Annotated in this window: 24 protein-coding genes and 1 tRNA gene; 21 read left to right on the top strand and 4 right to left on the bottom strand. The window is 38.0% G+C overall.

What is annotated here, in order from left to right:
- The first annotated feature begins 208 nt into the window (after positions 1 to 208).
- The 9 genes from LC455_RS31285 (at position 209) to LC455_RS03980 (ending at position 6,986) form a co-directional block, all read left to right on the top strand.
- Entirely contained in the window at positions 209 to 343 is a 135-nt protein-coding gene (locus tag LC455_RS31285) for a hypothetical protein (RefSeq protein ID WP_263297661.1), read from the top strand.
- A gap of 90 nt (positions 344 to 433) precedes the next feature.
- A complete protein-coding gene (locus tag LC455_RS04015) occupies positions 434 to 718 on the top strand; it encodes an HNH endonuclease (protein WP_317851400.1) in 285 nt (94 codons plus the stop codon).
- 123 nt (positions 719 to 841) lie between these two features.
- Entirely contained in the window at positions 842 to 1,801 is a 960-nt protein-coding gene (locus tag LC455_RS04010) for a DUF4822 domain-containing protein (protein WP_223588370.1), read from the top strand.
- 104 nt (positions 1,802 to 1,905) lie between these two features.
- Positions 1,906 to 3,363, top strand: a complete 1,458-nt coding sequence (locus LC455_RS04005; RefSeq protein WP_223588369.1) for a sensor histidine kinase — start codon at positions 1,906 to 1,908, stop codon at positions 3,361 to 3,363.
- Between the two features lie 4 nt (positions 3,364 to 3,367).
- Positions 3,368 to 4,066, top strand: coding sequence for a response regulator transcription factor (locus LC455_RS04000; protein WP_223588711.1), 699 nt, complete (start codon positions 3,368 to 3,370; stop codon positions 4,064 to 4,066).
- 43 nt (positions 4,067 to 4,109) lie between these two features.
- Positions 4,110 to 4,520 (top strand): nucleoside deaminase, encoded by a 411-nt coding sequence (locus LC455_RS03995; protein WP_223588368.1) that lies wholly within the window; start codon positions 4,110 to 4,112, stop codon positions 4,518 to 4,520.
- Positions 4,521 to 4,535: 15 nt separating this feature from the next.
- Positions 4,536 to 5,243 (top strand): ankyrin repeat domain-containing protein, encoded by a 708-nt coding sequence (locus tag LC455_RS03990; protein ID WP_223588367.1) that lies wholly within the window; start codon positions 4,536 to 4,538, stop codon positions 5,241 to 5,243.
- 197 nt (positions 5,244 to 5,440) lie between these two features.
- On the top strand, positions 5,441 to 6,481 hold the full coding sequence (locus LC455_RS03985; protein WP_223588365.1) for a DUF3231 family protein: 1,041 nt from the start codon (positions 5,441 to 5,443) through the stop codon (positions 6,479 to 6,481).
- Positions 6,482 to 6,533: 52 nt separating this feature from the next.
- Entirely contained in the window at positions 6,534 to 6,986 is a 453-nt protein-coding gene (locus LC455_RS03980) for a hypothetical protein (protein ID WP_223588364.1), read from the top strand.
- 362 nt (positions 6,987 to 7,348) lie between these two features.
- Here the strand turns inward: LC455_RS03980 and LC455_RS03975 are convergent, their stop codons facing one another.
- Complete coding sequence (locus tag LC455_RS03975; protein WP_223588363.1) at positions 7,349 to 8,500, bottom strand: S8 family serine peptidase; 1,152 nt, start codon at positions 8,498 to 8,500, stop codon at positions 7,349 to 7,351.
- A gap of 741 nt (positions 8,501 to 9,241) precedes the next feature.
- Here LC455_RS03975 and LC455_RS03970 point away from each other — a divergent pair.
- From LC455_RS03970 to LC455_RS03925, 9 genes are all read left to right on the top strand, one after another.
- Entirely contained in the window at positions 9,242 to 10,282 is a 1,041-nt protein-coding gene (locus LC455_RS03970; RefSeq protein ID WP_223588361.1) for a hypothetical protein, read from the top strand.
- Positions 10,216 to 10,827, top strand: coding sequence for a UGSC family (seleno)protein (locus tag LC455_RS32055; protein WP_440446375.1), 612 nt, complete (start codon positions 10,216 to 10,218; stop codon positions 10,825 to 10,827). The genes LC455_RS03970 and LC455_RS32055 overlap by 67 nt, the downstream gene beginning before the upstream one ends.
- Positions 10,828 to 10,843: 16 nt before the next feature.
- Positions 10,844 to 11,095: a NifU family protein gene (locus LC455_RS03955; protein ID WP_223588356.1), complete on the top strand. Its 252-nt coding sequence runs from the start codon at positions 10,844 to 10,846 to the stop codon at positions 11,093 to 11,095.
- 59 nt (positions 11,096 to 11,154) lie between these two features.
- The gene (locus LC455_RS03950) at positions 11,155 to 12,441 is read left to right on the top strand and encodes a serine hydrolase domain-containing protein (RefSeq protein ID WP_223588354.1); all 1,287 of its coding nucleotides are present in this window, start codon (positions 11,155 to 11,157) and stop codon (positions 12,439 to 12,441) included.
- A gap of 66 nt (positions 12,442 to 12,507) precedes the next feature.
- Positions 12,508 to 14,112 carry an ABC transporter substrate-binding protein gene (locus tag LC455_RS03945; protein ID WP_223588352.1) on the top strand — a complete coding sequence of 535 codons (1,605 nt, stop codon included), beginning with the start codon at positions 12,508 to 12,510 and terminating at the stop codon, positions 14,110 to 14,112.
- Positions 14,113 to 14,184: 72 nt separating this feature from the next.
- Positions 14,185 to 15,120, top strand: coding sequence for an ABC transporter permease (locus tag LC455_RS03940; protein ID WP_223588350.1), 936 nt, complete (start codon positions 14,185 to 14,187; stop codon positions 15,118 to 15,120).
- Positions 15,121 to 15,135: 15 nt separating this feature from the next.
- On the top strand, positions 15,136 to 16,059 hold the full coding sequence (locus LC455_RS03935; RefSeq protein ID WP_223588348.1) for an ABC transporter permease: 924 nt from the start codon (positions 15,136 to 15,138) through the stop codon (positions 16,057 to 16,059).
- 11 nt (positions 16,060 to 16,070) lie between these two features.
- Complete coding sequence (locus tag LC455_RS03930; RefSeq protein WP_223588347.1) at positions 16,071 to 17,030, top strand: ABC transporter ATP-binding protein; 960 nt, start codon at positions 16,071 to 16,073, stop codon at positions 17,028 to 17,030.
- On the top strand, positions 17,018 to 18,001 hold the full coding sequence (locus LC455_RS03925; protein ID WP_223588345.1) for an ABC transporter ATP-binding protein: 984 nt from the start codon (positions 17,018 to 17,020) through the stop codon (positions 17,999 to 18,001). Before LC455_RS03930 ends, LC455_RS03925 begins: the two co-directional genes overlap by 13 nt.
- A gap of 180 nt (positions 18,002 to 18,181) precedes the next feature.
- Here the strand turns inward: LC455_RS03925 and LC455_RS03920 are convergent, their stop codons facing one another.
- Positions 18,182 to 20,215 carry a helix-turn-helix domain-containing protein gene (locus tag LC455_RS03920; RefSeq protein ID WP_223588344.1) on the bottom strand — a complete coding sequence of 678 codons (2,034 nt, stop codon included), beginning with the start codon at positions 20,213 to 20,215 and terminating at the stop codon, positions 18,182 to 18,184.
- Between the two features lie 139 nt (positions 20,216 to 20,354).
- Here LC455_RS03920 and LC455_RS03915 point away from each other — a divergent pair, with 139 nt between their 5' ends.
- The 3 genes from LC455_RS03915 (at position 20,355) to sdaAA (ending at position 24,726) form a co-directional block, all read left to right on the top strand.
- Entirely contained in the window at positions 20,355 to 21,584 is a 1,230-nt protein-coding gene (locus LC455_RS03915; RefSeq protein WP_223588342.1) for an MFS transporter, read from the top strand.
- Between the two features lie 12 nt (positions 21,585 to 21,596).
- Positions 21,597 to 23,042 (top strand): M20 family metallopeptidase, encoded by a 1,446-nt coding sequence (locus tag LC455_RS03910; protein ID WP_223588341.1) that lies wholly within the window; start codon positions 21,597 to 21,599, stop codon positions 23,040 to 23,042.
- Between the two features lie 121 nt (positions 23,043 to 23,163).
- Positions 23,164 to 24,726, top strand: coding sequence for an L-serine ammonia-lyase, iron-sulfur-dependent, subunit alpha (sdaAA, locus tag LC455_RS31645; RefSeq protein ID WP_317851399.1), 1,563 nt, complete (start codon positions 23,164 to 23,166; stop codon positions 24,724 to 24,726).
- A 99-nt stretch (positions 24,727 to 24,825) separates the two neighbouring features.
- On the opposite strand, the gene LC455_RS03895 is transcribed toward sdaAA, so the two are convergent.
- Positions 24,826 to 24,899, bottom strand: a tRNA-Arg gene (locus LC455_RS03895).
- 172 nt (positions 24,900 to 25,071) lie between these two features.
- Positions 25,072 to 26,139 (bottom strand): YkvI family membrane protein, encoded by a 1,068-nt coding sequence (locus LC455_RS03890; RefSeq protein ID WP_223588339.1) that lies wholly within the window; start codon positions 26,137 to 26,139, stop codon positions 25,072 to 25,074.
- Between the last annotated feature and the right edge of the window lie 2 nt (positions 26,140 to 26,141).

The raw sequence follows: 26,141 nt of genomic DNA, 5'->3' as shown, positions 1-26,141 counted from the left end.
AGTGATATTTGATATTCAAATATCCCAGAAACAGCTTATAAAGCCCGTCAGCACAAAAAAATAGAGATGAGGATCGATAAGAGCAGTTCATTAAACCCATTAGGACTAAAAAACAGGAGGCGACAGTATTTTATAATAGAGTATATTTTTCAACCGTAATCAGACAATAAAATGATGGAGAACATACTAGTTTTGAAAGGAGATTATTATGGAAAAAAATATAAAAACACCGCAAAATTTAAGTTATGAATCAGATGGAAAAATGGGTAAGGCCAATAATAATGTAAAAGCTGACGAAAAAGATCAGAGAGAATTTTTTAATACCACCCAAGACAGTGAATAGTAAAGGAAAAACCTACTTACTTTCGGGTAAGTAGGTTTTTCCTTTAACTGCAACTGGTCTTAAAGATTATTTTTGAAAGTAGGTAGTCAGGTGGGTACATGTGAGTTATGCGGGCGAAGTGAGGTTGAAATTACAATTCACCATCTCCTTCCTAAAGAAATGGGAGGAACCTTCGGGGACACTGCCAATCTGTGTATACCATGTCATAAACAAATTCATGCACTATATACAAATGAGGAAATTGCTGCCCGTTTGTCAACCCTAAAGGAGCTTCGCGAAGATAAGCAACTAAACCGCTTCGTTAAATGGATTCGAAAGCAGCCGCCAACAAAGTTAATGAAAATAAAAAAATCAAACCAGCGAAAACGGAAATAAACAACGACTTAAGGTTTAAAACTTAAAAGTTAAGACTTTGTTAATATTATTTATATAGGGAGTTAAGTTCTGTCAGGTACAATCAATTTAAGTCGACGAAGTCATAATTAGGAGATGAAAAAAATGATCAATAAAGCAAAATTAATCTCATCTTTACTCGGGGTGACAATAGCAATAGCAGCTATTAGTACAAGTACGCCAGTTAACGCTAGTGAGCAAAAGAAAGAGATAACAGCAGTACAAAAGCAATCAGAACATAAACTGACTAAAGGTCAGAAAATGGCCAACATACTTAGCAGTACAGAATGGCAAGGTACAAGAGTATACGACAAAAATGGGAATAACTTAACAAAAGAAAATGCAAACTTCATTGGTCTTGCGAAATATGATGCGAAATCAGGAAGATATGAATTTTTTGATGCTAAAACGGGTAATAGTCGCGGCGATAAAGGAACGTTCTTTATCACAAATGATGGAAAGAAAAGAATATTAATTTCGGAATCAATGAATTACCAAGCGGTTGTCGATATGGTAAAACTAAATAAAGATGTTTTCACTTATAAAAGAATGGGGAAAGATGCTGTTGGTAACGATGTAGAAGTATTCGTTGAACATGTTCCCTATAAAGAAAAAGATTTATCTTTTACTGATCCAGACAAGCAGTTGAACACTAGTACAGGAGATATTGTTAAAAACGTTGATGGAGATAAAATTTTAGGCAGCACCCTTTGGCACGGAACAAAGGTTTTAGATGAAAAAGGCAATGATGTTACAATGTATAATTCAAATTTTATAAGTCTGGCAAAATTTGATGCTAAGACAAATAAATATGAGTTTTTCAATGCGGAAACAGGCGAAAGCCGCGGTGATTATGGCTACTTCGATGTTCTCCACGGAAATAAAATAAGAGCACATGTTTCAATTGGAGATAGGAAGTATGGTGCCGCTCTTGAACTTACAGAGCTTAATCAAAAGAAATTTACCTATAAAAGAACGGGTAAAGACAAAGATGGTAAGGACATTACGATATTCGTGGAACATGAACCATATCAAGGTAATCTAAAACCAAAATTTGGTTTTTAAGGAAACAATAGAATTTGAAACAAGGTTGTCTACAAACAGGTGACAACCTTGTTCCCTTTTCGGTAAATTTATTAAAACTGTACCTCGGATCTGGAGGCACGCTTATGTCCATTCGGTGGCGGCTATTAATTTCACATACAACAATGCTAATCGTAACTCTTGTATTATTCATAATAAGCGCTATGTTAATACCAGTGGCGATTACAGGTGATGTCCGCAGTATTAAAGATTTGTATACACGTCAATATGCGCTTAAGCCTTTAACAAAACCAGAGGAAAATGTATTCCTGGATGTTAAATATTTAGCTAAAAAACAACCAAATCAATTGTTAAATGAAACCTTGCTTAAACAATTTGATCAAAAGTTAGATTCTGTTACTTCTGGATTAATCATCCGTAAAGGTGAAAAAATTGTTCATTCCTCAAAGATTATAAATTCTATAAAGGACGTAAAAAAGCTCCCTTCATTTGAACCAGAAAATATTAAAGTAAGAGACACCATCAGTATAAATCATCAATTTTTTTTATATGTAAAGTTTGATTTTTATTTTCCTGATCAGGAAAAAGGCAGTGTTGTCATCATGAGGGAAGTTAGTCCTTTTGTTGAACTGTCCAGAAGTTTGTTTCCGTTAATATTCGGATTATTATTTCTTTCCTTAATTCTTGTAAATGGTCTATTAAGTTATTTTGTATCTAAGAGTATTATTAAGCCGTTATTTTCTTTGAAAAAGGCAACAGAACAAATGGGAGAAGGTAATTTAAATGTAAAGATTGATAATAAAAGACAGGATGAAATTGGCCAGCTTAGCGATGCATTTGACAAAATGAGGATAAAACTTAAAGAATCCATTGACCTGCAACTTCAATATGAGGAAAGCAGAAAGGAATTAATTTCCAATATCTCTCATGATTTAAAAACCCCGATAACCTCTATTAAAGGCTATATTGAAGGTATTCAGGATGGCGTTGCTGTGTCACAAGGGAAATTGGAGAAATACCTTTCTACTATTAAACGAAAAGCGGCAGATATGGATCAATTAATTGATGATTTATTTCTTTTTTCAAAGCTTGATTTAAAAAAACTTCCGTTTGCCTTTGTGGACATTGATATATTCCGTTATATAAAAAACTTTGTTGAGGAAATAAATTTTGATTTAGAGGAAAAAGGGATTAAGATTACTGTAGAAAATCGGATGGATAATGCTGCGATAGTAATTGCTGACCGTGATCAATTAAGGAGGGTAATGACCAATATCATTGATAACTCCGTAAAGCATATGAAAAAACCAGAAAAAATCATAAACATTCTAATAAATGAAGAGGAAGATTTTGTTGAAATTGAGGTCCATGATAATGGCTCTGGAATCGAGCCTAAATCTCTTCCATATATTTTTGAGCGTTTTTATCGTGTGGACGCATCAAGAAATCAATCTACCGGCGGAAGCGGACTAGGTCTTGCCATTTCAAAGCAGATTATCACGGAGCATGGCGGCGATATTTCGGTGAGAAGTCAATTAGGAGCAGGGACGAGCATCCTCTTTACATTAAAGAAGGCGAAATAGAGTGGTGAATACATTGAAAAAAGTTTTAATCGTAGAAGATGATCTTGATATTGGAGAACTGCAACAAGATTATCTTGAGATTAATGGTTATGATGTTGAATTACAAACCTCTGGCAAAGAAGGGTTAAAACGGGCACTAAGTAAAGATTATGACTTATTAATTATCGATGTCATGCTGCCAGAGGTAGATGGATTCGAGATCTGTAAACAAGTTAGAGCTGTAAAGAATATCCCCATCTTATTTGTCTCGGCTAGAAAGGAAGATATTGATAAAATAAGAGGTTTGGGTCTTGGAGCCGATGATTATATTATTAAGCCGTTCAGTCCTGGCGAGCTTGTTGCTAGAGTGAAGGCCCATTTGGCCCGCTATGAGCGGTTACTAGGGAGTTCTGATACAACCAAAAAGGAAATAAGCATCCGAGGGCTAGTCATTGATGAAATGGCTCGAAAGGTTTATGTGAACAATCAGAAGGTCGCTTTAACTGCGAAAGAATTTGATCTATTACTTTTCTTAGCACAGCATCCAAATCGTGTCTTTAGCAAAGAAGATCTTTTCGAAACCATTTGGGGCCTCGATTCCTCTGGGGATATTACCACGATCACAGTGCACATAAGAAAAATCCGCGGCAAAATTGAGAAAGATCCCTCTAATCCTCAATTTATCGAAACAGTTTGGGGCGCAGGATATATGATATCGGTTTAATATAATCAGAAATAAACTAAATAATTAATTGGAGTGGTTTTCAATGAGTAATAAAAAATGGATGGAATATGCCATCAATCTAGCAAAGAATAATGCGGATAGAGGCGGAAAGCCATTTGGGGCGGTTATTGTAAAAGATGGAGCAATTATTGCTGAAGGAGTTAACGATGTCCTGGCAACACACGATCCAACCACACATGCCGAACTGCAGGCCATCAGTAAAGCTTCACGTTCATTAGGGACAGAAGATTTATCGGAATGTGAATTGTATGCAAGCGGAGAACCGTGTCCAATGTGTTTAAGCGCTATTTACCTTGCAAATATGAATAAGATTTATTTCGCCAATCCGATGGAAGGAAATCCTCTTGCATTGCAAGCAAAAAAAATCTATGAACAAGTTGGACTATCAAACGAAAAAAGAACAAATAAACTAATCCAATTATCGATTGATTAGTAAAATGGTTTGTTTATGAAACGTAAATTACTTTCTTTTTGTATTATGTTCCTTATTTTGGCAGGTTGTCAAAATCCCAAAATTGTTGAAAAGTCAAGTGAAGTTCCGATTGAAAAGGAGGTAAATATGAAAAATCAATTTTTTAAGGCTGTAGAAAACGGAAAAATAGACGAGATTAATAGTTTTTTAAATAAGGGAGTAAATATAAATAGCCAAGATAGTATGGGAAGGACAGCGGTCATGATTGCTACCTATGCTAATGATATAGAAACAGCCAAAGCCTTAATTGAAAAGGGGGCGGATGTTAATATTCAGGATCATATGAAGAATAATCCGTTCCTTTATGCTGGTGCAGAGGGTTATATTGGGATTTTAAGACTTACTATTGAGGCGGGGGCCAATCCAAAACTTTTAAACAGGTTCGGTGGAACAGCCCTCATTCCAGCTTCCGAACATGGATATGTAGAAGTGGTAAAAGTACTGCTAGAAAAAACAGAAATTGATGTCAATCATATTAACAATTTAGGCTGGACAGCCTTAATGGAGGCTATTGTTCTAAATGATGGCGGAAAGAAACAGCAGGAAACCATCATGCTATTAATTGACCACGGGGCAGATGTTAACATACCCGATTCCGAGAGAGTAACACCTCTTCAACATGCGAGAGAAAGAAACTTCGTAGAAATTGAGAAGATTCTCCTTCAAGCAGGTGCAAAAAGGTAGAACGATCTAATAAGAAAATTGGCGGTAAACTGTCTATTTTAAATATATAAATATTATGGTCTAAAACGAAAAACCCTTGCAGAGCAAGGGTTTTTGTACGTCCTAGAGATTTTCTCATTTTTGGTATAAGTCTAATGCAGAATATGATTTTGAAATGAGGAAAATACTAAGCAAAACATAAAAAGGGAGATTTTTCTATGTACACACTTAAACCTATTAATATTAATTCAGCAAAATCGGATTTAAGTGAAGAACTTACAGCAGCTGAAATGGGGAAACTGTGGGCCACCTATATGGGAAATAGCATGTCAAAATGTATTTTAAAGTATTTTCTTCAACATGTTGAAGACCCAGATATTAAAACTTTGTTAGAAAATGCATTAAAATTAAGTACGGAGTTCCTAAGAACAACAAAAGGGATTTTTGAGAAAGATAAATTTCCTATTCCGAAAGGTTTTTCAGAAGAAGAAGATCTAAATGCTGGGGCTCCTCGTTTGTTTCAAGATGAATACTACGTACATTACTTAAAATATGCTGCCAAAGCAGGGATGAGTATTTATAACGTTGCTGTACCGCTTGTTTATAGAAAGGATGTAGAAGAGTTTTTTATTAATTGTATGGAGTCTACCATGGCTTTGATGAAACAAATCAAAGATATATTAATGGGGAAAGGGCTTATTATCAAACCACCTATTATTCCAGTCCCCGATAAAGTGGAATTTGTTCACAAAGATTTTTTAAATGGCTTTTTAGGAGATGTACGACCATTACACGCATTAGAAATTACTCATCTTTACGATAATATTGAAAATAACACAACAAGCAAAGCACTCATTATGGCATTTAGCCAAGTCGTTAAATCAGAAAAGATTCGGGATTTGTTTATACAAGGGAAAAATTTTACTCATAAACACATTGAAATATACATGGGAAAACTTCATGAAAGTGATTTGCCCGCACCATCTCTTCATGATCATTTGGTAACAAAATCAACATTTTCTCCATTTTCAGATAAATTAATGTTGTTTCATAAGATGGACATGTTCGCCATGAAAATTAGGGCATTTGGAAATTCTGAGGCAGTAAATGGAAGACATGATTTGGCACTCATGTACTCAAAATCATTAATGAACATTTCAAGATTTGTTGAAGATGCAGCAAAGCTAATGGTGGAGAACGGCTGGATGGAGCAGCTGCCCTATGCAGTTGAGAGAAATAAGTTATCAAATGATGTGTAATCATCAGCAAAGCATTTGTATTAAAATTCTAAAAGAAAAAGGTTAGACAGATGTGAATCCAAAAGAAAAATTGTTATGGAGTATTGCTCTCCCTGGATTTGGTCAATTACTTAATGGAAATTACCTGAAAGGGATTATATTTATTACATTAGAATTTGTTATTAATGTTCAATCTCATTTTAATGAATTAATCTTACATAGTTTTAATGGTGAAATTTTGAAAGCCATTGAACATACTGAATATAAATGGCTCATGTTTTATCCTTGTGTTTACTTTTTTGCAATGTGGGACGCTTATAAAGATGCTGGTGGAGGCAGGGAACCCTATTCTTATTTGCCGTTTGTTTTCTCCGCCTATTTTGTGACTGTTGGACTTATGTATTCAGCGAGAGTGAAGTTGTTTGGAGTTTTGTTGGGAACAGTTTGGTTTCCAATGTTATGCGTGATTCCAGGAGTTGTCATAGGTATGCTCTTAAAAGCAATATTTAAGAGGGCTAAATTTTAGGTTAAGCCGATTGAGGTAGCCGCCTATAAATAATTTTAGGGGGCTATTTTTTATGCAAAGATAGCTGGTAGAAGTTTTCCGCAAATGAAATTCAAAAATGGTGTGGTAGTTCGACCGTATTTTCTGTTTTTTACTGCAGAAAGTAGTACAAAGATAAAAGACTGACTCAAAAGAGCCGTCATTTAACGACTTTTTGAGTCAACCTCGATTCTTATTTGTTTCTTTAGAAAAATGAAACTATAATAATATTTTTTCAGAATGAAGTAATGCTTGAAGCTCTTTTATAAATATAGAAATACATGGATTATTGTTATTCATATCCAATCCAACCTTTATAGCACAATTTAGTGGATCTGGGAAATTTAAGGCACATTTTTGACCGCTTTAAATGCATTGATTCGTCCAAACTTATATAAAGTGCCTTGCCCTGGGATTGGGTCTGTATTCGATTCTATTATTCGCCTTACGTTTACTTTAGATTTTGGATTAATGGCCAAGATTAGACCAGCCAGTCCGCTTACAAACGAAGATGCCTGGGATGTTCCGCTAAGAGGTCCTGTATCCCTACTTCCCATAGGATTAGAATGAGTAGGAAGTGTCGACCAAATAGAAACACCAGGTGCTGCAACATCCACCCATGACCCTCCATAGTTGGAGAAGCCTGCAAGTTGATCTTTTTCATCGGTTGCAGCCACACTAATTACTTCAGGAAAAGCCGCTGGATAGTGTTTCTGACTTGTTCCATAGTTTCCTGCAGATGAAATCAACACTACTCCTTTTTTTGTAGCATATCGTACAGCACGGTGTAACGTTTCATTTGCTTCTGGAGAGGCAAGACTCATGTTTATAACTTTTGCTCCGTGATTAGCAGCAAAGATAATTCCTTTCGCAGTGCGACTGATGGTACCTTGTCCATTATCATCCAATACTTTCACGTTCATCAATTTTACCGCATTAAAGGCAACAGCAGCCACACCTATTCTATTATTCGTAATTGCATCAATAATCCCAGCGATATGAGTGCCATGTCCATACAAGTCATCCATTGAAGAGGAATTCGAGAAGTTTTTATTCAGCACGACTTTTTGTGACAAGTCAGGATGATGCTTATTTATTCCTGAATCTAGTACCGCTACAACAACCGGTTTTAACTCCCGATTATGTGAAAGATTGGGATTGAGGACTTCAGATGGAATTCTACTCCAGGATTGCGGAGCCTGAATTTTTAAATGTCCCCATTGCAGAGGAGAAAGAGAGTCGTTGGGGGAATTTCCATTAAGCTTGCTGGTTGCTTTCGCGATCCAGTTGCGTTCTACATACTCCACTTCATTACAAGCGGAATAACGACACAAACTTGCAGTCAATTGATCAGGTTTAACAGAGACAACATCGACATTCAACTCTGTAATATGGTCAATCAACGTCGCTCCAATTTCTTGATGGATTTCAAGGCGTTTCAGACTAGAAACATGGGTACGGAAGCAAATGAGGAGTTTATCTGGGGAAAATTCCATAATATGCGATTCACCTTACCTTAAGATGATTGGTTCTATAATATATTCGGGGCAGAAGATTATGGACAAGGCAAATTGGCAGTATAGAGAAAAAAAGACTTACTTAGATGTTGCAATTAATCTAAACAAAAAAAACCTTGAATTATCAAGGTTTTTTTAGACATCCCAAAGAGGATTCGAACCTCCGACCTACAATTTAGGAAACTGTTGCGAGTTTTTTCGCTAAAAGGAATCTTTACTACAAATCTAGTGGAAATATTGGAAAGTGGTTACATTATTTTTGCATTAATACATATCTTAAGTAAACCCTAAGGCTGTATTTTATAGCCTACGAAGATATATAGCTATGTTTTTTAAACATAACTTTTGTTTATGTTAATATCAAAAATGCTTATTTTACTTAAATTAAATTTATAAATATAATTAATTTAATATTACGAATATTCACGAATGTAACCGATCATTAAAATCGAAATCAATAGAGATCACGTTTTGCATCGATTTTCAAATATTATTCCTAACTTTCATCGATGTAGTAACTTTCACTATGTTCATTCCCACTCCCTCGGTGTCCGTATCTCTAACTGTAAGCGTTTTCCCCTTGAGCCCGCAGTATGTTAAATGTTCTCGCTATTAAAATATTGATTTTGAATTGTAAGGAATATTGGTAAGTTATAACCTGTTTCATAAACTATTTTTCGAGATTGCTGATTATTTAATGAGTCGTACCAGGAGGTATCTATGATAAAACTGGAAGAGTTATTAGTGAATGATGGATGGGAAGGAATTGAATTTTGCTATCAGCAGGGATGGACGGATGGACTTCCTGTCGTTCCGCCAACTAGGAAATTGCTTGACCTTTTTCTGGATCAAGCCGGCTGGGATCCGGATGAAATTTTATTAACGGAACCAGTGCGAGGGAGAAAAGTAACTGCCGAAAAAATTGCAATTAATATAATCATGGCGGGATGTTTGCCCAGCTATGCACCTGTAATTGAAGCTGTGCTTTCGGCTATGAGTGATCCTAAGTATTCTCTCCATGCCCCGGTTACTAGCACTGGTGGTGCAGCATCACTTATTTTTATCAATGGACCCATCAGGAAGGAATTAGAGATAAACTGCGGCGTAAATTTATTTGGTCCTGGCTGGCGGGCGAATTCAACGATTGGCCGTGCAATTCGCTTAATTTATTTAAATTGTTTGAATGCAAAACCTGGAGTTCTTGATAAATCAACACAGGGGTGGCCTGGAAAGTATTCTATTTGTTTTGGCGAATTAGAAGAAAAGAGTCCTTGGAACCCTTATCATGTCGATTTGGGTTATGACCCCAATGAAAGTACTATTACCATTTTTGCAAGTGAGGCTCCCCACAATATCTTGAACCACCATAGTAATGATGCTAAAGGGATATTATTAACAGCGGCTGATGCTATGTCTGCAGCGGGGAGTTTTAGTAAAGGGCAATCCCTTGTCGTATTAGCTCCGGAGCATGTCCAATATGTAAAGAATGATGGATGGTCAAAATGGCAGGTTAAAGAATTTCTATATGAAAATGCCAAAAGGACTATAGCTGACCTTAAACGAACTGGGAAGATTGCCGGGCAAATGAAAGTTGGTGACGAAAATAAATGGGCACATCGCGGGCTATCTCCTGATGATATTGTTGTCCTTGTTGGAGGCGGCGATGCTGGTGGACATTCCTCATTTTTCCCTTCATGGAGCCGAGGCAGAGGAAATGTAATGGTAACAAAACCAATTCGAAAAAGAGGAGGATTAAGATGAACACTGGTAAAATGATTCAGCTTTTAAACCCAACCATCACTGATGTTGCACAGGATAACAAAGAAAAGGCGCCAAGATTAAGAACATTGGATGGCACGATTATCGGTCTGTTAACCAACTCAAAACATAAAGCGGACATGCTTATGGAAATGGCAATTGAACATTTAAGAAAAAAATATGCTATCAAAGAAACGATTTCTTTAGCGAAAAAGCATCCTAGTGAAAAGGTAACATTAAACGAAATTCAGATTCTAAAAAAGTGTAATGCTGTTTTAACGGCTATCGGCGATTGAGGCTCATGCAGTTCATGCAGTTTGCATGATGGGATCACTCTTGAACAATATGGCATTCCTACGGCCGTTATCTGCACGGAACCATTTGAAATGACTTCTAAAATGATGGCGGAGCTTCAAGGGATACCTGATTATCCCTTTGTTTTAGTGAAACATCCAATCGGCAGTTTAACGGATGAATTATTAAAAGAACGGGCAATAGAAGCTGCTAAAAGAATTGAAAGCATCCTTCTTTATGGGAAAACAGAATGAGAAATGGAGTGGAACCATGCCTGATATAAAAAAAAGTGTAGAGAATGTGCTCAATCAATACCGCCCGGCCATGGAGGCAGATGGGGTAGGATTGGAAATATCCAATATAGAAAACGAACTTATTCAATTAAAAATTTCATTCGAGGAAACTTCATGTATGGATTGCGTATTACCGAAGGGAACGCTGGAAATGATGCTCGCAAAATCGATAGAAAAGGTTACGGGTATAAAAGTTCAAGTGGAATTAGATGATCCGCGTGAAAAATAGTTTTTTAGAATAATCAATATTAAAAATAGAAAACTATAAAATTCTTAGGAGTGTAAAAAATGTCAAACAACACAAACAAACATTTTATCGGCATAGAGAACGTTATATCCCAAAGCAAAAACTTCTCGGATGCCCACAAAACTGATCCCGAAGTAATCGGGCTAATGGATGGGTTTCCACCATCAAAAGAGAAAACGGTTACGCGTGGAAATTGGTACAAATCTCCTTACCTGCGTTGGGCTATGCATCATTCCCGCCAGTTACAGCCTAGTGTTAACGTTCGGCGTGGTAACTGCATACCGGCCTATTTGGACAGTGTACCACAGAATTTGGATGAGCTGGTGTTTGTTGATGACATGGGTCAGTCTACTACACTTAAGGAAACATTAATTCAGAGTAACACGGACGCTTTCCTTGTCATGCACAGGGGAAAGATTGTTTATGAAAAGTATTTTATAGGCATGAAACCTCATCAACCGCATGGACTTGCTTCGGTTACTAAATCATTTGTTGGTACGCTCGTCGCTATGGAGCTGCACAAAGGAAATCTGAAGGCTGATGATAAGGTTGACATGTACATTCCTGAACTGTTAGAAAGTGCTTTTGGTGATGCAACTATTCAACAGCTTCTTGACATGCAGGTAGTTTGTGATTATCCTATTTTATTTCCAAATGATAACTACATTGACAACCAACGGAAGTTATTATTAACCGCAATGGGGACAACACCAGCAAACGAAGGGTATAAGGGGCCAAAATCAATCTATGATTTTCTTGACGTGATAAGGAAATCCGGCGAACATGGCTCATTGTTTTGTTACAGCAATGGTCCTACCGAAGTACTGGGTTGGATTCTCCGCCGGGTGTCCGGCAAATCTCTCTCAGATCTTCTAAGCGAAGAGATCTGGTCGAAATTGGGAGCGGAAGAGGACGCCTACTTTATTGTTGATGGACATGGCACTGAACAGGCTTGCGGCGGGCTCAATGCTACTCTTAGAGACATGGCCCGCTTCGCGGAGATGATACGTAATGATGGATTTTTCAATGGACAAGAGATTGTACCAAAGGCGGTTATTGACGAAATTCGTAAGGGGGGGAATCGGGAACTGTTTGCACTGAGTGATAAAACCAATTCAAGACCGGGCTTTTCATATCATAATCAATGGTGGATTACTCACAATAGATTCGAGTCATTTGAGGCGAACGGACTGTATGGACAACGGGTTCATATTGCCCCTCAAGCTGAGATGGTGGCTGTCCAATTCTCGACTCACCCGGGTCACAGCAATGAAACATCGAAACTGTTTGCAAATGTTTTTGAGGCGGTCGCTGAATATTTGAACTAAATATGTTTTTAATTATATGCTTTTGGAAGTTTAGAAGACAAGTAACTTTTAATAGGGGGGGTTTCAATGCGAAACTCAATTAAATGGATAAATATTGGAGTAGTTTTTATTATGTGTGTAGTTCTTGTCTTAGCAGGCTGCTCGTCAAGTCAAACATCGAAAACAACGGAAAAATCGAATATTGCCGGAGAAAAAGAAACAAATAAAGGGCCAAAAGTTCTAAAGGTTGCAGTACCAGGCAACGCAACCCATTTAGACCCAGCATTCAGCAGCTCTGGCCCTGATCGTACTGTCAATCAACCCATCTATAATGGCCTTGTCCACTTTAAACCAGGCACAACTGATGTGAATGCCATTGAAGGAGATCTTGCCGAAAAGTGGGAAAATAATTCTGACGGAACGATATGGACTTTCCATCTCCGCAAAGGAGTCAAATGGCAATTTGATTATGGAGAATTCACATCCGCAGACGTAAAATATACGTTTGATCGATTGCTGGATCCTAAAACAGGTTCAGCTTATACGGAGGATCTAAAAGTAATTAAAGAGGTTCAGACTCCAGATAAATATACGGTCGTTTTCCAATTAAATCAGCCGGATCCCATTTTTCTGCAACGCTTACTGGTGGATGACATGGGCGGTGCGATTGTAAAGAAAGAGGCAATCGAGGCTGCCGGTAAAGATTCGATGGTAAAGCCGGTCGGAACTGGGCCTTTCATGTTAAAGGAATATAAATTAAATGAAAAAGTAGTTTTAGAAAAAAACCCAAATTACTTCCGCGGCGAACCGAAGTTGGATGAGATCGAATTTGTGACAATGACAGACCAAAATGCCGTTGATATTGCCATGGAGAAGGGCGAGATTCAGTTGGCTACTGGAAGTGGCGATAAACTTTGGTTGGAAAAAATGAAAACCAAAAAGGATTTAAAAATTGACTTTCCGGGAGCGCCTATAAACTGGCTTTTGCATCTAAATTCATCTATTAAACCGCTTGATGATAAACGTGTTAGGGAAGCAATTGCACATGCCATTGATATGGACAAATATGTGAAGCAGGTTACTGATCCGGGAGTCGCTATGTTAGCATCAGGACCGATAGCAAGTAACCTCGATGGACATACAGATTTAGGTGTTTATAAATACGACCCTGAATTATCAAAGAAATTATTAAAAGAAGCGGGTTATCGGAATGGGCTGGAGCTGCCGCCGAACTTCGTCAATACTCGCCCAGCCTATTTCAAATTGATGACTTACATCCAGGAACAACTAAGACAAGTAGGCATCAAAATGGAATTAAAGCAAGCTGATATTCCTACCTATCAAGCAAATATTCGCAAAGGTTTAAACAATGTCGTTTTGAAGGCGGGTACTTTCAAGTCTGCATCTTTTGCGTTTTCCGATTTTCTTAGTTCATCAATTGGTAGCACAAACTATTCACATTACAATAAGTCAGACGACTTAATCGTCCAGGCTACTCAGGAGATGGATAAAAACAAGGCAAAAGAATTGTATGCAGATATTCAAAAACAAATTATGGCTGATTATGCAGTGATTCCTTTAATTGAAACAAATAATGTTCTTTTCAGAAGGACAGAAGTCAATCTAGGCTATGATATTAAAGGGACGTTAGTTTATTCCTATCCAATATATGAAACAACTGACTTGCAATAAAGAAATGATTTAAAAGGAGGAGTGAAGCTTTTCTCACTCCTTCTACACCTATCAAATTGCGGGGTGATTTCATTGATAAAATTCCTTTTACGTCGGGTATTAATAGCGATTCCTACCATTTTTCTTACGATTAGTATCATTTTTTTCACCCTTAGGGTCTTGCCTGGCGATCCCGCCTCCGTGATATTAGGGGAAAATGCCAGTAAAGAATCAATACATAATTTACGGGTGCAAATGGGCCTTGATTTGCCGATTTGGCAGCAATATGTACATTATTTGGGGGATCTTTTAAGAGGAAACCTGGGAGACTCACTTTCTTCAGGCACACCGGTCATGACTTTGATTGCGAAGAATTTAACTCCTACTTTCGCGCTTTCGTTTGCCAGTATCGTTATTGGTTGTGTAGTTGGAATACCAATTGGGATTCTTTCAGCATTAAAGCCCAATTCGTGGATTGATACAATCGTCAGAGTTTTTTCCATGATTGGATTATCAGCTCCTCCTTTTTTACTCGGGATTTTTTTAATCTTAGGCTTTTCATTAAAGATGAATATTTTTCCATCAATGGGACCTGGGGAAGGTCTTTGGGGAAGTTTGTATCATTTAGTCCTTCCTGCAGTAACTTTGGGAATCATTCTATCAGGTGTAATGATGCGATTCTCGCGCGCAAGCATGTTGGATGAAGTTAACCAGGATTATATAAGGACAGCACGAGCCAAAGGAATTCCGAATACGGTTGTGATTTTTAAACATGCTTTGAAAAATAGTCTGATTCCTGTCATTACTGTAATTGGAATTGATATAACGGCATTAATCAGCGGTACTGTCATTATCGAAACCATTTTTAGTCGTCCAGGTTTAGGGAGTCTCGCGGTTGGAGCCATTTTCACAAGGGACTTTACCATTCTTCAAGGATGTTTAATCCTGTTTGCTGTATTGGTTATTGTAGTAAATCTCGTAGTCGATATCAGTTATTCATTAGTGAATCCAAAAATTAGACCCAGATAGAAAGGAGATGCCGGGATGACGCAGCCATTACCGAAAGAAACAGGATCCAACCTGATCACAGAACTGCCTCGCAATGAAAAAACAAAAGCTAGACGGAAAAAATCTGCAGAATGGACTGCTTTTAAAAAAAGCAAATTAGGCATGATTGGGCTTCTTTTTTTAGTTTTCATGTTGTTACTCGCTTTAACTGCTCCATTTATTATGCCTTATGACCCGCTTGTACAGGATATAACTAGCCGGGCTCAGGGAGTTTCTGCAAAACATTGGCTTGGGACGGATGTTGTTGGAAGAGATATTTTAAGCCGACTTATTTGGGGCTCGCGAACTTCCCTTTTTGTCGGTTTTATTTCTGTCGCCTTCAGTACGATTATTGGTGGATTTCTTGGAATGACCGCAGCCTATAAGGGAGGCTGGCTTGATGATATCGTCATGAGAGCACTTGAATCCATTATGATGATTCCTCTTCTATTATTTGGATTAATGGTCATCGTAGCTCTCGGTTCCAGCATGACAACATTAATTATCGTAATAAGCATCGGGTTAATTCCAGGTGTAGCCAGGATGGCACGAGGATCGGCAATGGAAATCAAAGAGAAAGAGTATATTAAGAGTGCCATATCATTAGGTGCAGGCAGTTTTCGTGTGATTATCCAACATATCTTTCCCAATATTTTAGGACCGCTCCTTGTTATTTCTACACTTAATATGTCATCAGCAATCCGGATTGAAGCCAGTTTAAGCTTTTTAGGAGTAGGAGTGCAGCCTCCTACTCCTACTTGGGGAAATATGATTCAAGAAGGCTTTGAATATATTACCTCTATACCTGGTTTAGTACTATTTCCAGGATTGGCCTTGTTACTAGTATCAATTGCATTTAATGTAATGGGGGATGCAATCCGTGATGCTTTTGATCCCCATATTAAACAACAGAGAAAATAGGGGGAGCGGATATGGGTACAATTTTAGAGATGAAGAATGTTAGAGTCGGCAGAAAAAGTAGGGATGGGTTTAGCGCCATTTTGGAAAATGTAAATTTCGCCATTGATGAAGGTGAATTCGTCGCGGTCGTTGGGGAAAGCGGCTGTGGAAAAAGTATGACGGCCTTGTCGATTATGGGTCTTTTACCTAAGGAAATGGAAGTTGGCTCAGGCAGCATCGCCTATTGCGGAAAAGACCTGACAAAAATGACGGCAAAAGAGCTAAACAAAATTCGCGGCAAGGAAATTTCGATGATATTCCAAGAGCCTATGACTTCTTTAAATCCTTCCTTTACGATTGGAAATCAATTGGCCGAAGTGTTTCAATATCATACTAATCTTTCTGCAAAAGAGATTAAGCAACAATCCATCGAAGTTTTAAACCAAGTGAAAATTCCTGACGCCGAAGAAAAATTGAAAGCTTACCCTCATGAGCTTTCAGGTGGTATGAGACAGCGGGTTATGATTGCAATGGCACTTGCATGTAAGCCTAAAATCTTAATTGCCGATGAGCCAACAACTGCATTAGATGTTACCATTCAAGCTCAAATACTTGAACTATTATACGAACTACAACAAAAGTTAAATATGACAGTCATCATGATTACGCACGATTTAGGGGTTGTTGCTGAAACTTGTCATAAAGCAATTGTCATGTATGCAGGTCAAGTGATTGAAGAAGCACAAGTAGAAGAATTGTTTGAAAAACCAAAACATCCCTATACAAAGGCATTAATGCTCTCCGTTCCAAAATTAGGAGATCCTAAAAAAGAATTATATGCCATTGAAGGCTCAGTTCCGGACTTTGATCACATGCCGAAAGGATGCCGGTTTCACCCAAGGTGTCCGGCTGCGACAATCGAATGTATTGAAAAAGAACCTCAACTGGAGGTAATAGGACAAACAAGGAGGGTCCGCTGTTGGCACATGTAAAGGCAGAAATACTGCTCGATGTGAAAAACTTAACCAAATACTACCCAATAAAAGGTAACTTTTTCGGTAAGTCCAAAGAAGTCATTAAGGCAGTGGATGGGGTTTCTTTTCAAGTAAAAAAAGGGGAAACTTTTAGTATTGTCGGTGAATCTGGCTGTGGAAAAAGTACAACGGGCATGTCCTTGCTGCGGTTAACAGATGCTACTTCAGGGGAAATAGTATTTGACCAAAAAAATGTTTTAGAAATGAAAAAATATGAAATGCAAGAATACAGGAAAAATATCCAGGTAATTTTTCAAGATCCATATAGTTCCCTAAATCCTAAACATAGTATAAAAAAGATTTTAAGTGAACCGTTTGTTATTAATCAAACGCTCTCAAAAACAGAATTAGAAGAAAAGATAATCTCACTTTTGAGATTAGTAGGTTTAGATATTCATCATTTACATCGATATCCCCATGAATTCTCAGGCGGACAGCGGCAAAGAATCGGAATTGCCAGGGCCTTGGCTCTAAATCCACAAATCATTGTTTGTGATGAACCAGTATCAGCATTAGATGTTTCTATTCAATCACAAATCTTAAATTTACTAAAGTCACTGCAACAAAAATTAGGTTTAACATTAATTTTCATTTCACATGACTTAAGTGTTGTTGAACATATTAGCGATCGAATTGCGGTCATGTATCTAGGGAAAATTGTCGAAACCGGAACTCGTGAGGAAATATTTAATAATCCACAGCACCCATATACAAAGGCACTGCTATCATCTGTTCCCATAGCAGATCCGAAACAAAAAAAAATGAAGCACAGAATAAATATAGAAGGGGATATACCGAGTGCCAAAAATCCGCCAAAAGGGTGTGCCTTCTATTCAAGATGTCCAGTAAAAATGGATAAATGTAACGAGGTTATTCCTGAGTTAAGGAAAGTCTCCCCTAATCATCAAGCTTTATGTCATTTAATTTAAAATCTAAGCATTAATAAATGCTAAAACACGCTGATAATCGATTCAGCGTGTTTTTTGCTTATAAAAATGTTTTTGTTGTTGTTCATTAACTTTTGATCCGTATTATTTACTAAAGCATTACAAAGGTAAAAAGTATAAATGCTGCATAAATTACGGGCCTATCTTGCTGTAATTGCTAAGTCAGACTATTGAATTTCTTAAATAACATGCAAGCTGTAGTTTTAAAATGTCTTCTGGGTTCGAAAAGGAAATTTGAAGTTTTTCTTCGATCCTTTTTAGCCTTTGATATAAGGTATTAACATGGATATGCAAAAGTTTAGCTGTTTGTGTAGCTTGACGGTCGTTTTCCATATAGACAAGCAGGGTTTGTTCTAAATCTAACGAACCATCTTTATCAGATTGGAGCGGATTAAAAATTTCATTAATAAAAGAGTTCAAGTCATCCATAGGTTGGTGAATAAATAGATGATTAATGCCAATATCTTGATAATTTACGATGCTTTTAAGCTGCCTCGAGATAAGAAAAGAAAGGGCTTTATCCGCTTCGGAGTAACTTTTTGCTATATTATCCATACTTGGGTAGCAAGTACCAATCCCTATTTTTAGCGATTCTTCATGGAAATTCATCCAATTAGAATGAATAAGCTCTACTTTCTTTTTTACATAATCCTGATCTGCATATTGATTAAATTGGCATACCAACGTCACTTTATGTCCATAACCAAAAACGGTTGAAACATATATTCCTAAATGTTTTTTTATTTGGGCAATTAGTTTATGCACTTGCATATTAAGAAAGTGAAAGTCCGCATGAGGATGTATATGAATTGCGATTGCCAAATAATAGGGATGATCATCAATTCTAAGCTCCATGGCCTTCTTTCGTATCAGATTATATTCTCGGCACTGAATAAAATCATTAAATAAATCATTTGTTTTTTGATAATAAGAATCCACTAATGTTTGATTTCTGATAATCTCTAATGCAATCACAGAACTTGCCTGTTCAATAATCATTTTGTTTAAAGGAAAAAGTTCATCCTCCTCCATATCCACTGCCATTATTCCAATCGGTACATCAATCGCAATAATAGGGTGAATATACAATGACTGATTATTTAAAGACTTAGTAAAAAAAGATTGAGTTTTTAATTTTGTATTTATCTCTAGAGGAAGTTCCCATTTCCGTTGGGTTGGACTTGAGTATTGTTGATGATCTGTTAAGTCTACAATCATTAATGGATGGTTTATCATCTTTTTTATTTCATTTGCGATTTTTTGTAAACCCTTATTTTGAAGCGACAGTTTTATTAACGTATTGTGTATGGTATCTCGTTGAATTAAAAGATCATTTTGTTTTTTTAGATTTTGGTAAAGTTTCGAATTTCTTAATACAATCGAGACCTGATCAGAAAAGCTTTCTAACAGTTGTTGATCATCTTTCGTTAAAAGGGGATAAGGACCATTTTGATAGACAATCAATACACATAAAGTACTCTCCTCAACCTTTATTGGAACCGAAATAATGGATTTTAAATCGTCAAATTGGACAGAATTATACAGATAAAAAAGATTATCTGCCGAAATGTTAGAGGATTCTGAGATAATATCATCTATATTTGTAAGAATAAAAGATTTATTATCTTTAAACGTTTTCCCAATAATTCCCTCCCCGATCTTCATCCTCATTTTTTTAATTTCTTCATTAGGTCCGCCCGTCCAAGCTTTAGGAAATAGCACATCTAAGCTTGGTTCGTACATCCATAGAACTCCCATATCTGCTGCAGGAATAACAGATATGGCATTTCCTAATATTTTCTTTAACAAGTCATTTAAATCTTCGAGTACGGAGATATCACGGATACTCTCCATCATTTTGTTCCTAATATATTTTTCTCGATCTAGCATTACTTGCAAGTAATGTAAATCTATGATCGGTTTAAGTTCCTGCTTGCTCTCATTGTTTAGTACGGAAGATTTACTGATTCTGATAACTATAGTTGTATGATTGGAATAATGGTAGTAAATATCGGTGAAATTTTCATGTGTTAGTATTTCTTCATTGAAAAATCTTCTTGGTACCGGCGTTTCTTTGTCAATATGATGGGATAATACGAGTGAAAAATCTAATCCCTTTATACTTTGCCACACCTCAAAATGTGAGAGGGAGCAGTTATCTATTAAAAATTGTTTGATTTTCATCAAGGTATCCACTATTACACTCCCCCTATAGGACTTACATGTAGAACTCAACATAATATATGTAAATATTATATAGGACTGAACATTGTTTGAATAGTTCAAATTTTTTATACTTAAATAGAATTCAACAAATTTCGCAAGGAGGAACGTTATGGTATCCAAATTATCGCAGAACTGGAAGTATGTCATTATCATCTTGCTATTTTTAGGATGGTCAATTGGAAACTTTGATCGATTTTTCATGAATTATGCGATTTTAGGTATTTCAAAGGATCTCCAGTTAAGTGCCTCCCAGACAGGAATTGTTTTAAGCAGCTTTTTTGCAGGTTATGCCTTAATGCAAATTCCAGGTGGATGGCTCGCAGATCGTTTTGGTTTCAGAAAAATCATTGTCATGGCTGTTTTTGCTTGGTCCGTTTTCACGATTTTGTCCGGAATGGCATGGTCATTCATGTCTTTAATCCTCATTCGATTTCTTTTTGGAATTGGAGAAGGAAGCTTTTTTCCATCTGCATCAAAAGGTATTGCGAGTTGGTTTCCGCAAAATGAACGGAGCCGGGCTATGTCCTTCATGCTTACTTCCGGTACGATAATGGGAGTAATAACACCAATCTTGGGTACCCAGTCTATGCAAACGATCGGTTGGAGAATGATCTTTTATATTGCGGGTGCTATTGGCATTATATTTACCTTACTTTACGTCTTTTTCTTAAAAGAGCGGAAAGGTTCAACTGTAGGCAAGTTTGAAAACCCTTCCAAAAATAAAGCGCCATTAAGAAATGTTTTAAAAACTCCGATTATATGGAATTTGTTCATTGCCTATTTTGCGATTTATGCCGTGCAATGGGGATTAATGGCATGGATGCCAACCTATTTAGTTAAGGCACGACATCTGGACTTAACATCTGTTGGGTATATTTCAGCTATTCCAGCGGTTGCAGGAATTATCGCGATGCTTGCAAGTGGCTATATTTTAGATAAATTACCTGAAGGGAAAGATAAGGTAATAGCAGCGATATTTGCAGTATTAACGGCGGTTTTTCTTTATTTAATGGCTTTTGCACCAAACATAGCTATGTTTGCTGTCTATCAAAGTGTTGTTACTGTATTCATGTCGTTTAATATTATTTTAATCATCTCAGCGCCATTAAAAATGTTATCAGAAGAGGTTGTAGGAACGGCAAATGGTTTTATTAATACAGGTGCACAATTCGCTGGGGTTCTTACTCCGATGTTAATAGGGTTTTTAGTCGATGCTTTTGACGGTTCTTATACAGTGGCTTTTATTATGCTGATTATGTTTGCACTATTGTGTGCGGGATCTTTATTTTTGATTCGCTCTAAGAAAGAGGTTCCTTCTTTCAAAAAAAATGCAAGTTAGGAGATGGAAAAATTGACTGCTTTATCAGAAAAAATTACTAGTTTAATAGATGAAAAACGTCCATTGTTTGAAGAGCTAAGTGATCAAATATGGGAGTTTGCAGAAACCAGATTTGAGGAATTTCGTTCAGCTGATTTGCTTTGCGAAGCAATGGAAGATGAAGGGTTTACCGTAAAAAGGGGGATAGCTGGTCTTGAAACAGGCTTTATTGCCTCCTATGGATCGGGTCATCCAGTCATTGCGATTCTTGGTGAATATGATGCTTTGGCAGGGCTAAGCCAACAAGCGAGCAGCTATACGTTTGAACCCATTATGAAAAATGGAAACGGCCATGGCTGTGGACATAATTTACTGGGGGTAGGATCGTTAGCGGCTGCTATTGCGGTTAAGGATTATATGAAAGAACATAAGCTTGCTGGAACCGTACAATATTTTGGCTGTCCGGCAGAAGAAAGTGGATATGGGAAAACATTTATGGCAAGAGACGGTCTTTTTAAAGATGTGGATGCCGCCTTCTCATGGCATCCTGCCACAATGAATGCTGTCATGAATTCCACTGCAAATGCGGTCATCCATGCACACTTTAAATTTAAAGGGAGAAGTGCCCATGCCGGTGCATCTCCACATTTAGGAAGAAGTGCATTAGATGCAGTCGAACTTATGAACGTCGGTGTCAATTATATGAGAGAACACATGATTGATGAAGCTCGGATTCATTATGCTGTAACCAATACAGGTGGATTGGCTCCAAACGTTGTTCAGGCAGAGGCGGAAGTGACTTATTTAATCCGTGCACCGAAACCATATCAAGTAAAAGAGCTTTATGACAGGGTAGTAGACTGTGCCCGTGGTGCAGCACTTATGACGCAAACGAAGGTAGATTACGAAATTCAAGGCTCCTGCCATAATTTAATTCCTAACTTAACTCTTGAAAAAGTGATGCACCAATATATGCAAGAAATTGGAGCTCCCCTTGCTTCAGAACAGAATATAAACTATGCAAAAATCATTTATGAAACATTGACGGACGAGGAGAAGCGTGCGGCAGCTTTACAAGCGGGAAAACAGGGAGCTTCTCAATTAGCCGAACGGCCTATTGCCGACTTTATCGCCCCATTTTCTGAAAAAGAAACATTTATGGGAGGTTCTACGGATGTTGCCGATGTTAGCTGGAATGTACCAACGGCGCAATGTGTTACTTCCACCTGGGCGTTTGGAACACCGTTTCATACTTGGCAGGCTGTCGCGCAAGGTAAAGAAAGCTATGCCCATGATGCCATGTTATTAGCGGGAAAAGCCATTGCGTGTACAGCTATTTCGGCTCTTGAAAATCCGGAATTACTTGAAAAGGCTAAAAAGGAATTGATAGAAAGGCTTGAAGGAGAAACCTATGAGTCGCTAATCCCGAAAGAGCTTACACCTCCGATATATAAACAAAAGGTGTATCAAACAATATAGAGTTCAGGAGTGGATTTGATAAATCGCAATCTATGCGGATTTTTCCTAAGTAAGTAGGAAACAGAGAGACGGTTCTTATGCTTCAGGCGTAAGGACCTTCTTCTTTAAAGGGAGTGAGCATATGTCTTTTACGAGTTTAAGTGAATTAATGGAACTTGTTGAAAATGAGAAAACAACTATTGCGGAATTAATGATAGATACAGAGGTAAAACAGAAAGGTGATCCTAGAGAAACGATACTTGAAAAAATGGCTGAGCAATTTGCAGTGATGGAGGAGGCTGTCCGTAAAGGAACGATGAGGCCTGTTATGTCCCGGACCGGTTTGACAGGCGGGGACGGTCACCGCCTTCACCAATATGCCGAAAATGGGAATTCCTTTATAAACCCTATAACATTAAATGCTGCAGCGTTTGCGCTCGCGGTTTCAGAGGTAAATGCGGCGATGGGGCGGATTGTGGCAACACCGACAGCAGGCTCAGCAGGAATCCTGCCGGCTGTACTGGTTCATGCCCTTGATAGCGGAAAATTTACCCGTAAGCAAATTGTTCAGTCCATGTTTACTGCCTCCGCCCTTGGCTTGGTTATTGCGAATAAAGCATCAATCTCAGGGGCTGCCGGCGGGTGTCAGGCCGAAGTCGGATCTGCAACAGCAATGGCAGCCGGCACCCTTGTTGAGCTGGCCGGTGGAACACCGACGCAGGTTGGAAATGCCGTTGGAATCGCCTTGAAAAATTCACTAGGGTTGGTCTGTGACCCAGTGGCCGGGCTGGTGGAAATCCCGTGCATCATCCGTAACGGTTTACATGCGATTACCGCACAAGCTGCAGCAGATATGGCGTTAGCAGGGGTAGTCAGCATCATCCCTCCGGATGAGGTAGTCCATGTGATGCATGAGGTAGGACAGCAAATGCCAGAATCATTGAGAGAAACAGGGATAGGCGGTCTTGCCGGAACTCCAACAGGCAAGAAATTAAAAGAACAGATATTCAATGAAAAAGCCAGTGGCTGCGGCCCGGCAAAATACCAAAGTGCCTATGAAATTATCGGCCCTGTAATGGTTGGCCCTTCAAGTTCGCATACGGCCGGGGCTGTTCGAATTGGGAACATTGCCTACCAGCTGTTGAATGAAAAACCATTATATGTGAGGTTCTCATTAATGGGATCCTTCGCTGAAACCTACCAAGGACACGGAACAGACTTAGCGCTGTTAGCGGGTGTTATGGGATTATCGACCCTAGATGATGGCATCCCAAATGCAAAGGCAATTGCCGAAGAACAGGGCTTACAATATGAATTTACGAAAAGGGTGCTTGGAAGTTATCACCCTAACACCGTTCTTGTAGAATTATCAGGGGCTTCACGTACTGTAAAGGTGTTGGCCAGTTCTTTAGGTGGGGGCAAGGTGGAGGTTCAGGAACTGGATGATTATCCTTTAAAATTTTCCGGCGAACGGCCGACACTTGTGATCCGCCATAAAGACCGAAAAGGGGTTATTTCCGAATTATCAGCTGTTCTTTACCAAAACGGATTTAACATCGCTCGGATGGCGAATGAACGTTCAAAAATAAATGGTCCGGCAATCACAATTTGCGAAATTGATAATCATGTCGAAGAAACTCTGTTAACACTCTTAACAAAGGAAATTCCAATTGTTAACGAAATTGTCTTGGTTGAAACTAAATAGTATCCAAAAACATTTTATTGTTATGGTAAGTTTTTTCAATCATTATAGGATGCATATTTTTAAGAAAAATAAAAGCCTTGAAAAATCAAGGCTTTTTGACGTCCCGAAGAGGATTCGAACCTCCGACCTACAGTTTAGGAAACTGTTGCTCTATCCTGCTGAGCTATCGGGACAAGTTAAAGAATATTTATTTTCAGGACGTGCTGAGTTACTGAGAAAATTTTTATAGGAACGTTCCTTATTATAATTAGTTAATAGAAAAAGGTCAATAATAAATTGTTAATGCATGGGGAAAATCCATAGAAAAGCTTGGTCCTTTGTAAGATTAGAACCAAGCTACATCTATTATGCCGTTATAGCAGGCTTATGACTTTTTCCTTTTCTTGCCCAGGCGATCAAGATTGCTAAGATTAGGGCAAAGCCTAGGTAGCCCATTGTGGAGTATACTTTTCCTACAAGTGTAGTGAACCCTATTATGCTGGCGCCGAATCCCAGTAACCCGGTCACTACTACGGCCGGCTTGAAGGATTTACTTTCTGGTTTAATGAAACGGACTGTAAAGGCGTAGAACATACCCACTGCTGTGTTGTACATCATACCAAGTAAAGCAATCGCCATTAGAATGCCTACTGCCGGGTGAATCTGTGCGGCGAGTTCAAGTGTTGGCATATCCACACCGCCTACGATATCCATTTTTACAAACATTGAGAGATTAATTAAGATGATCAATATACCAAGCATAATTCCGCCAAAAATACCGCCCAGTCCCGCTACTTTACGGTCTTTAATGGTACCGCCCATAACAATCAATAATGCGGCACCCGCGGCGATATTATAGGATACATATAGCAGTGCACCCATAATCCAGTTTGAAGTTGAGGAACTTTGTTCTTTTGCTAATGAATTTGCTTCAGTGAAAGATATATCCATGGTAAAAATAGAATATATTAAAATCACAAATATAATGACCATTAAATAAGGGGTTATGATTGCAATTAAATTAATAATATTTTTTACGTTTAATAATAGAGTTAAGATGGTGGCAGCCACCATAATCACGCTGCCTATCATGGGATCAATGCCGAGCATTTGCTTGAATGTCGAGCCTGAACCCGCAAACATAACAACAGCTACACCGAATAAAAAGAAGGTAATGATAACATCTAAAATGAACCCAATATAACGACCGCCTAAATAGTAAATAACCTCTTTATGAGATGATGTCTGGAGGTCAGAGCCCAACTGTGCCAGGGTGTAGCCTAAAAATGCGAACGCCACAGCAGCGATAATTCCTCCAACGGTTCCCCAAATACCAAAGCTGGTAAAATACTGCATAATTTCTTGCCCTGAAGCAAAGCCGGCCCCGACAATTAAACCGACGAACGCTCCGCCAATTTGTAAGCTTTTCTTCATCC

The sequence above is a fragment of the Neobacillus bataviensis genome (assembly GCF_019969725.1).
This window is presented reverse-complemented; position numbering and strand designations above follow the sequence as displayed.

What these genes read in the sequence shown, in the direction of transcription:
- LC455_RS03985 (WP_223588365.1), top strand. Translation starts at nt 5,441, where the DNA reads ATGTACACACTTAAACCTATTAATATTAATTCAGCAAAATCGGATTTA.
- LC455_RS03945 (WP_223588352.1), top strand. Translation starts at nt 12,508, where the DNA reads ATGCGAAACTCAATTAAATGGATAAATATTGGAGTAGTTTTTATTATG.
- LC455_RS31285 (WP_263297661.1), top strand. Translation starts at nt 209, where the DNA reads ATGGAAAAAAATATAAAAACACCGCAAAATTTAAGTTATGAATCAGAT.
- LC455_RS03975 (WP_223588363.1), bottom strand. Translation starts at nt 8,500, where the DNA reads ATGGAATTTTCCCCAGATAAACTCCTCATTTGCTTCCGTACCCATGTT.
- LC455_RS03955 (WP_223588356.1), top strand. Translation starts at nt 10,844, where the DNA reads ATGCCTGATATAAAAAAAAGTGTAGAGAATGTGCTCAATCAATACCGC.
- LC455_RS03915 (WP_223588342.1), top strand. Translation starts at nt 20,355, where the DNA reads ATGGTATCCAAATTATCGCAGAACTGGAAGTATGTCATTATCATCTTG.
- LC455_RS03950 (WP_223588354.1), top strand. Translation starts at nt 11,155, where the DNA reads ATGTCAAACAACACAAACAAACATTTTATCGGCATAGAGAACGTTATA.
- LC455_RS03890 (WP_223588339.1), bottom strand. Translation starts at nt 26,139, where the DNA reads ATGAAGAAAAGCTTACAAATTGGCGGAGCGTTCGTCGGTTTAATTGTC.
- LC455_RS03970 (WP_223588361.1), top strand. Translation starts at nt 9,242, where the DNA reads ATGATAAAACTGGAAGAGTTATTAGTGAATGATGGATGGGAAGGAATT.
- LC455_RS04010 (WP_223588370.1), top strand. Translation starts at nt 842, where the DNA reads ATGATCAATAAAGCAAAATTAATCTCATCTTTACTCGGGGTGACAATA.
- LC455_RS03935 (WP_223588348.1), top strand. Translation starts at nt 15,136, where the DNA reads ATGACGCAGCCATTACCGAAAGAAACAGGATCCAACCTGATCACAGAA.
- LC455_RS03930 (WP_223588347.1), top strand. Translation starts at nt 16,071, where the DNA reads ATGGGTACAATTTTAGAGATGAAGAATGTTAGAGTCGGCAGAAAAAGT.
- LC455_RS03995 (WP_223588368.1), top strand. Translation starts at nt 4,110, where the DNA reads ATGAGTAATAAAAAATGGATGGAATATGCCATCAATCTAGCAAAGAAT.
- LC455_RS04005 (WP_223588369.1), top strand. Translation starts at nt 1,906, where the DNA reads ATGTCCATTCGGTGGCGGCTATTAATTTCACATACAACAATGCTAATC.
- LC455_RS03990 (WP_223588367.1), top strand. Translation starts at nt 4,536, where the DNA reads ATGAAACGTAAATTACTTTCTTTTTGTATTATGTTCCTTATTTTGGCA.
- sdaAA (WP_317851399.1), top strand. Translation starts at nt 23,164, where the DNA reads ATGTCTTTTACGAGTTTAAGTGAATTAATGGAACTTGTTGAAAATGAG.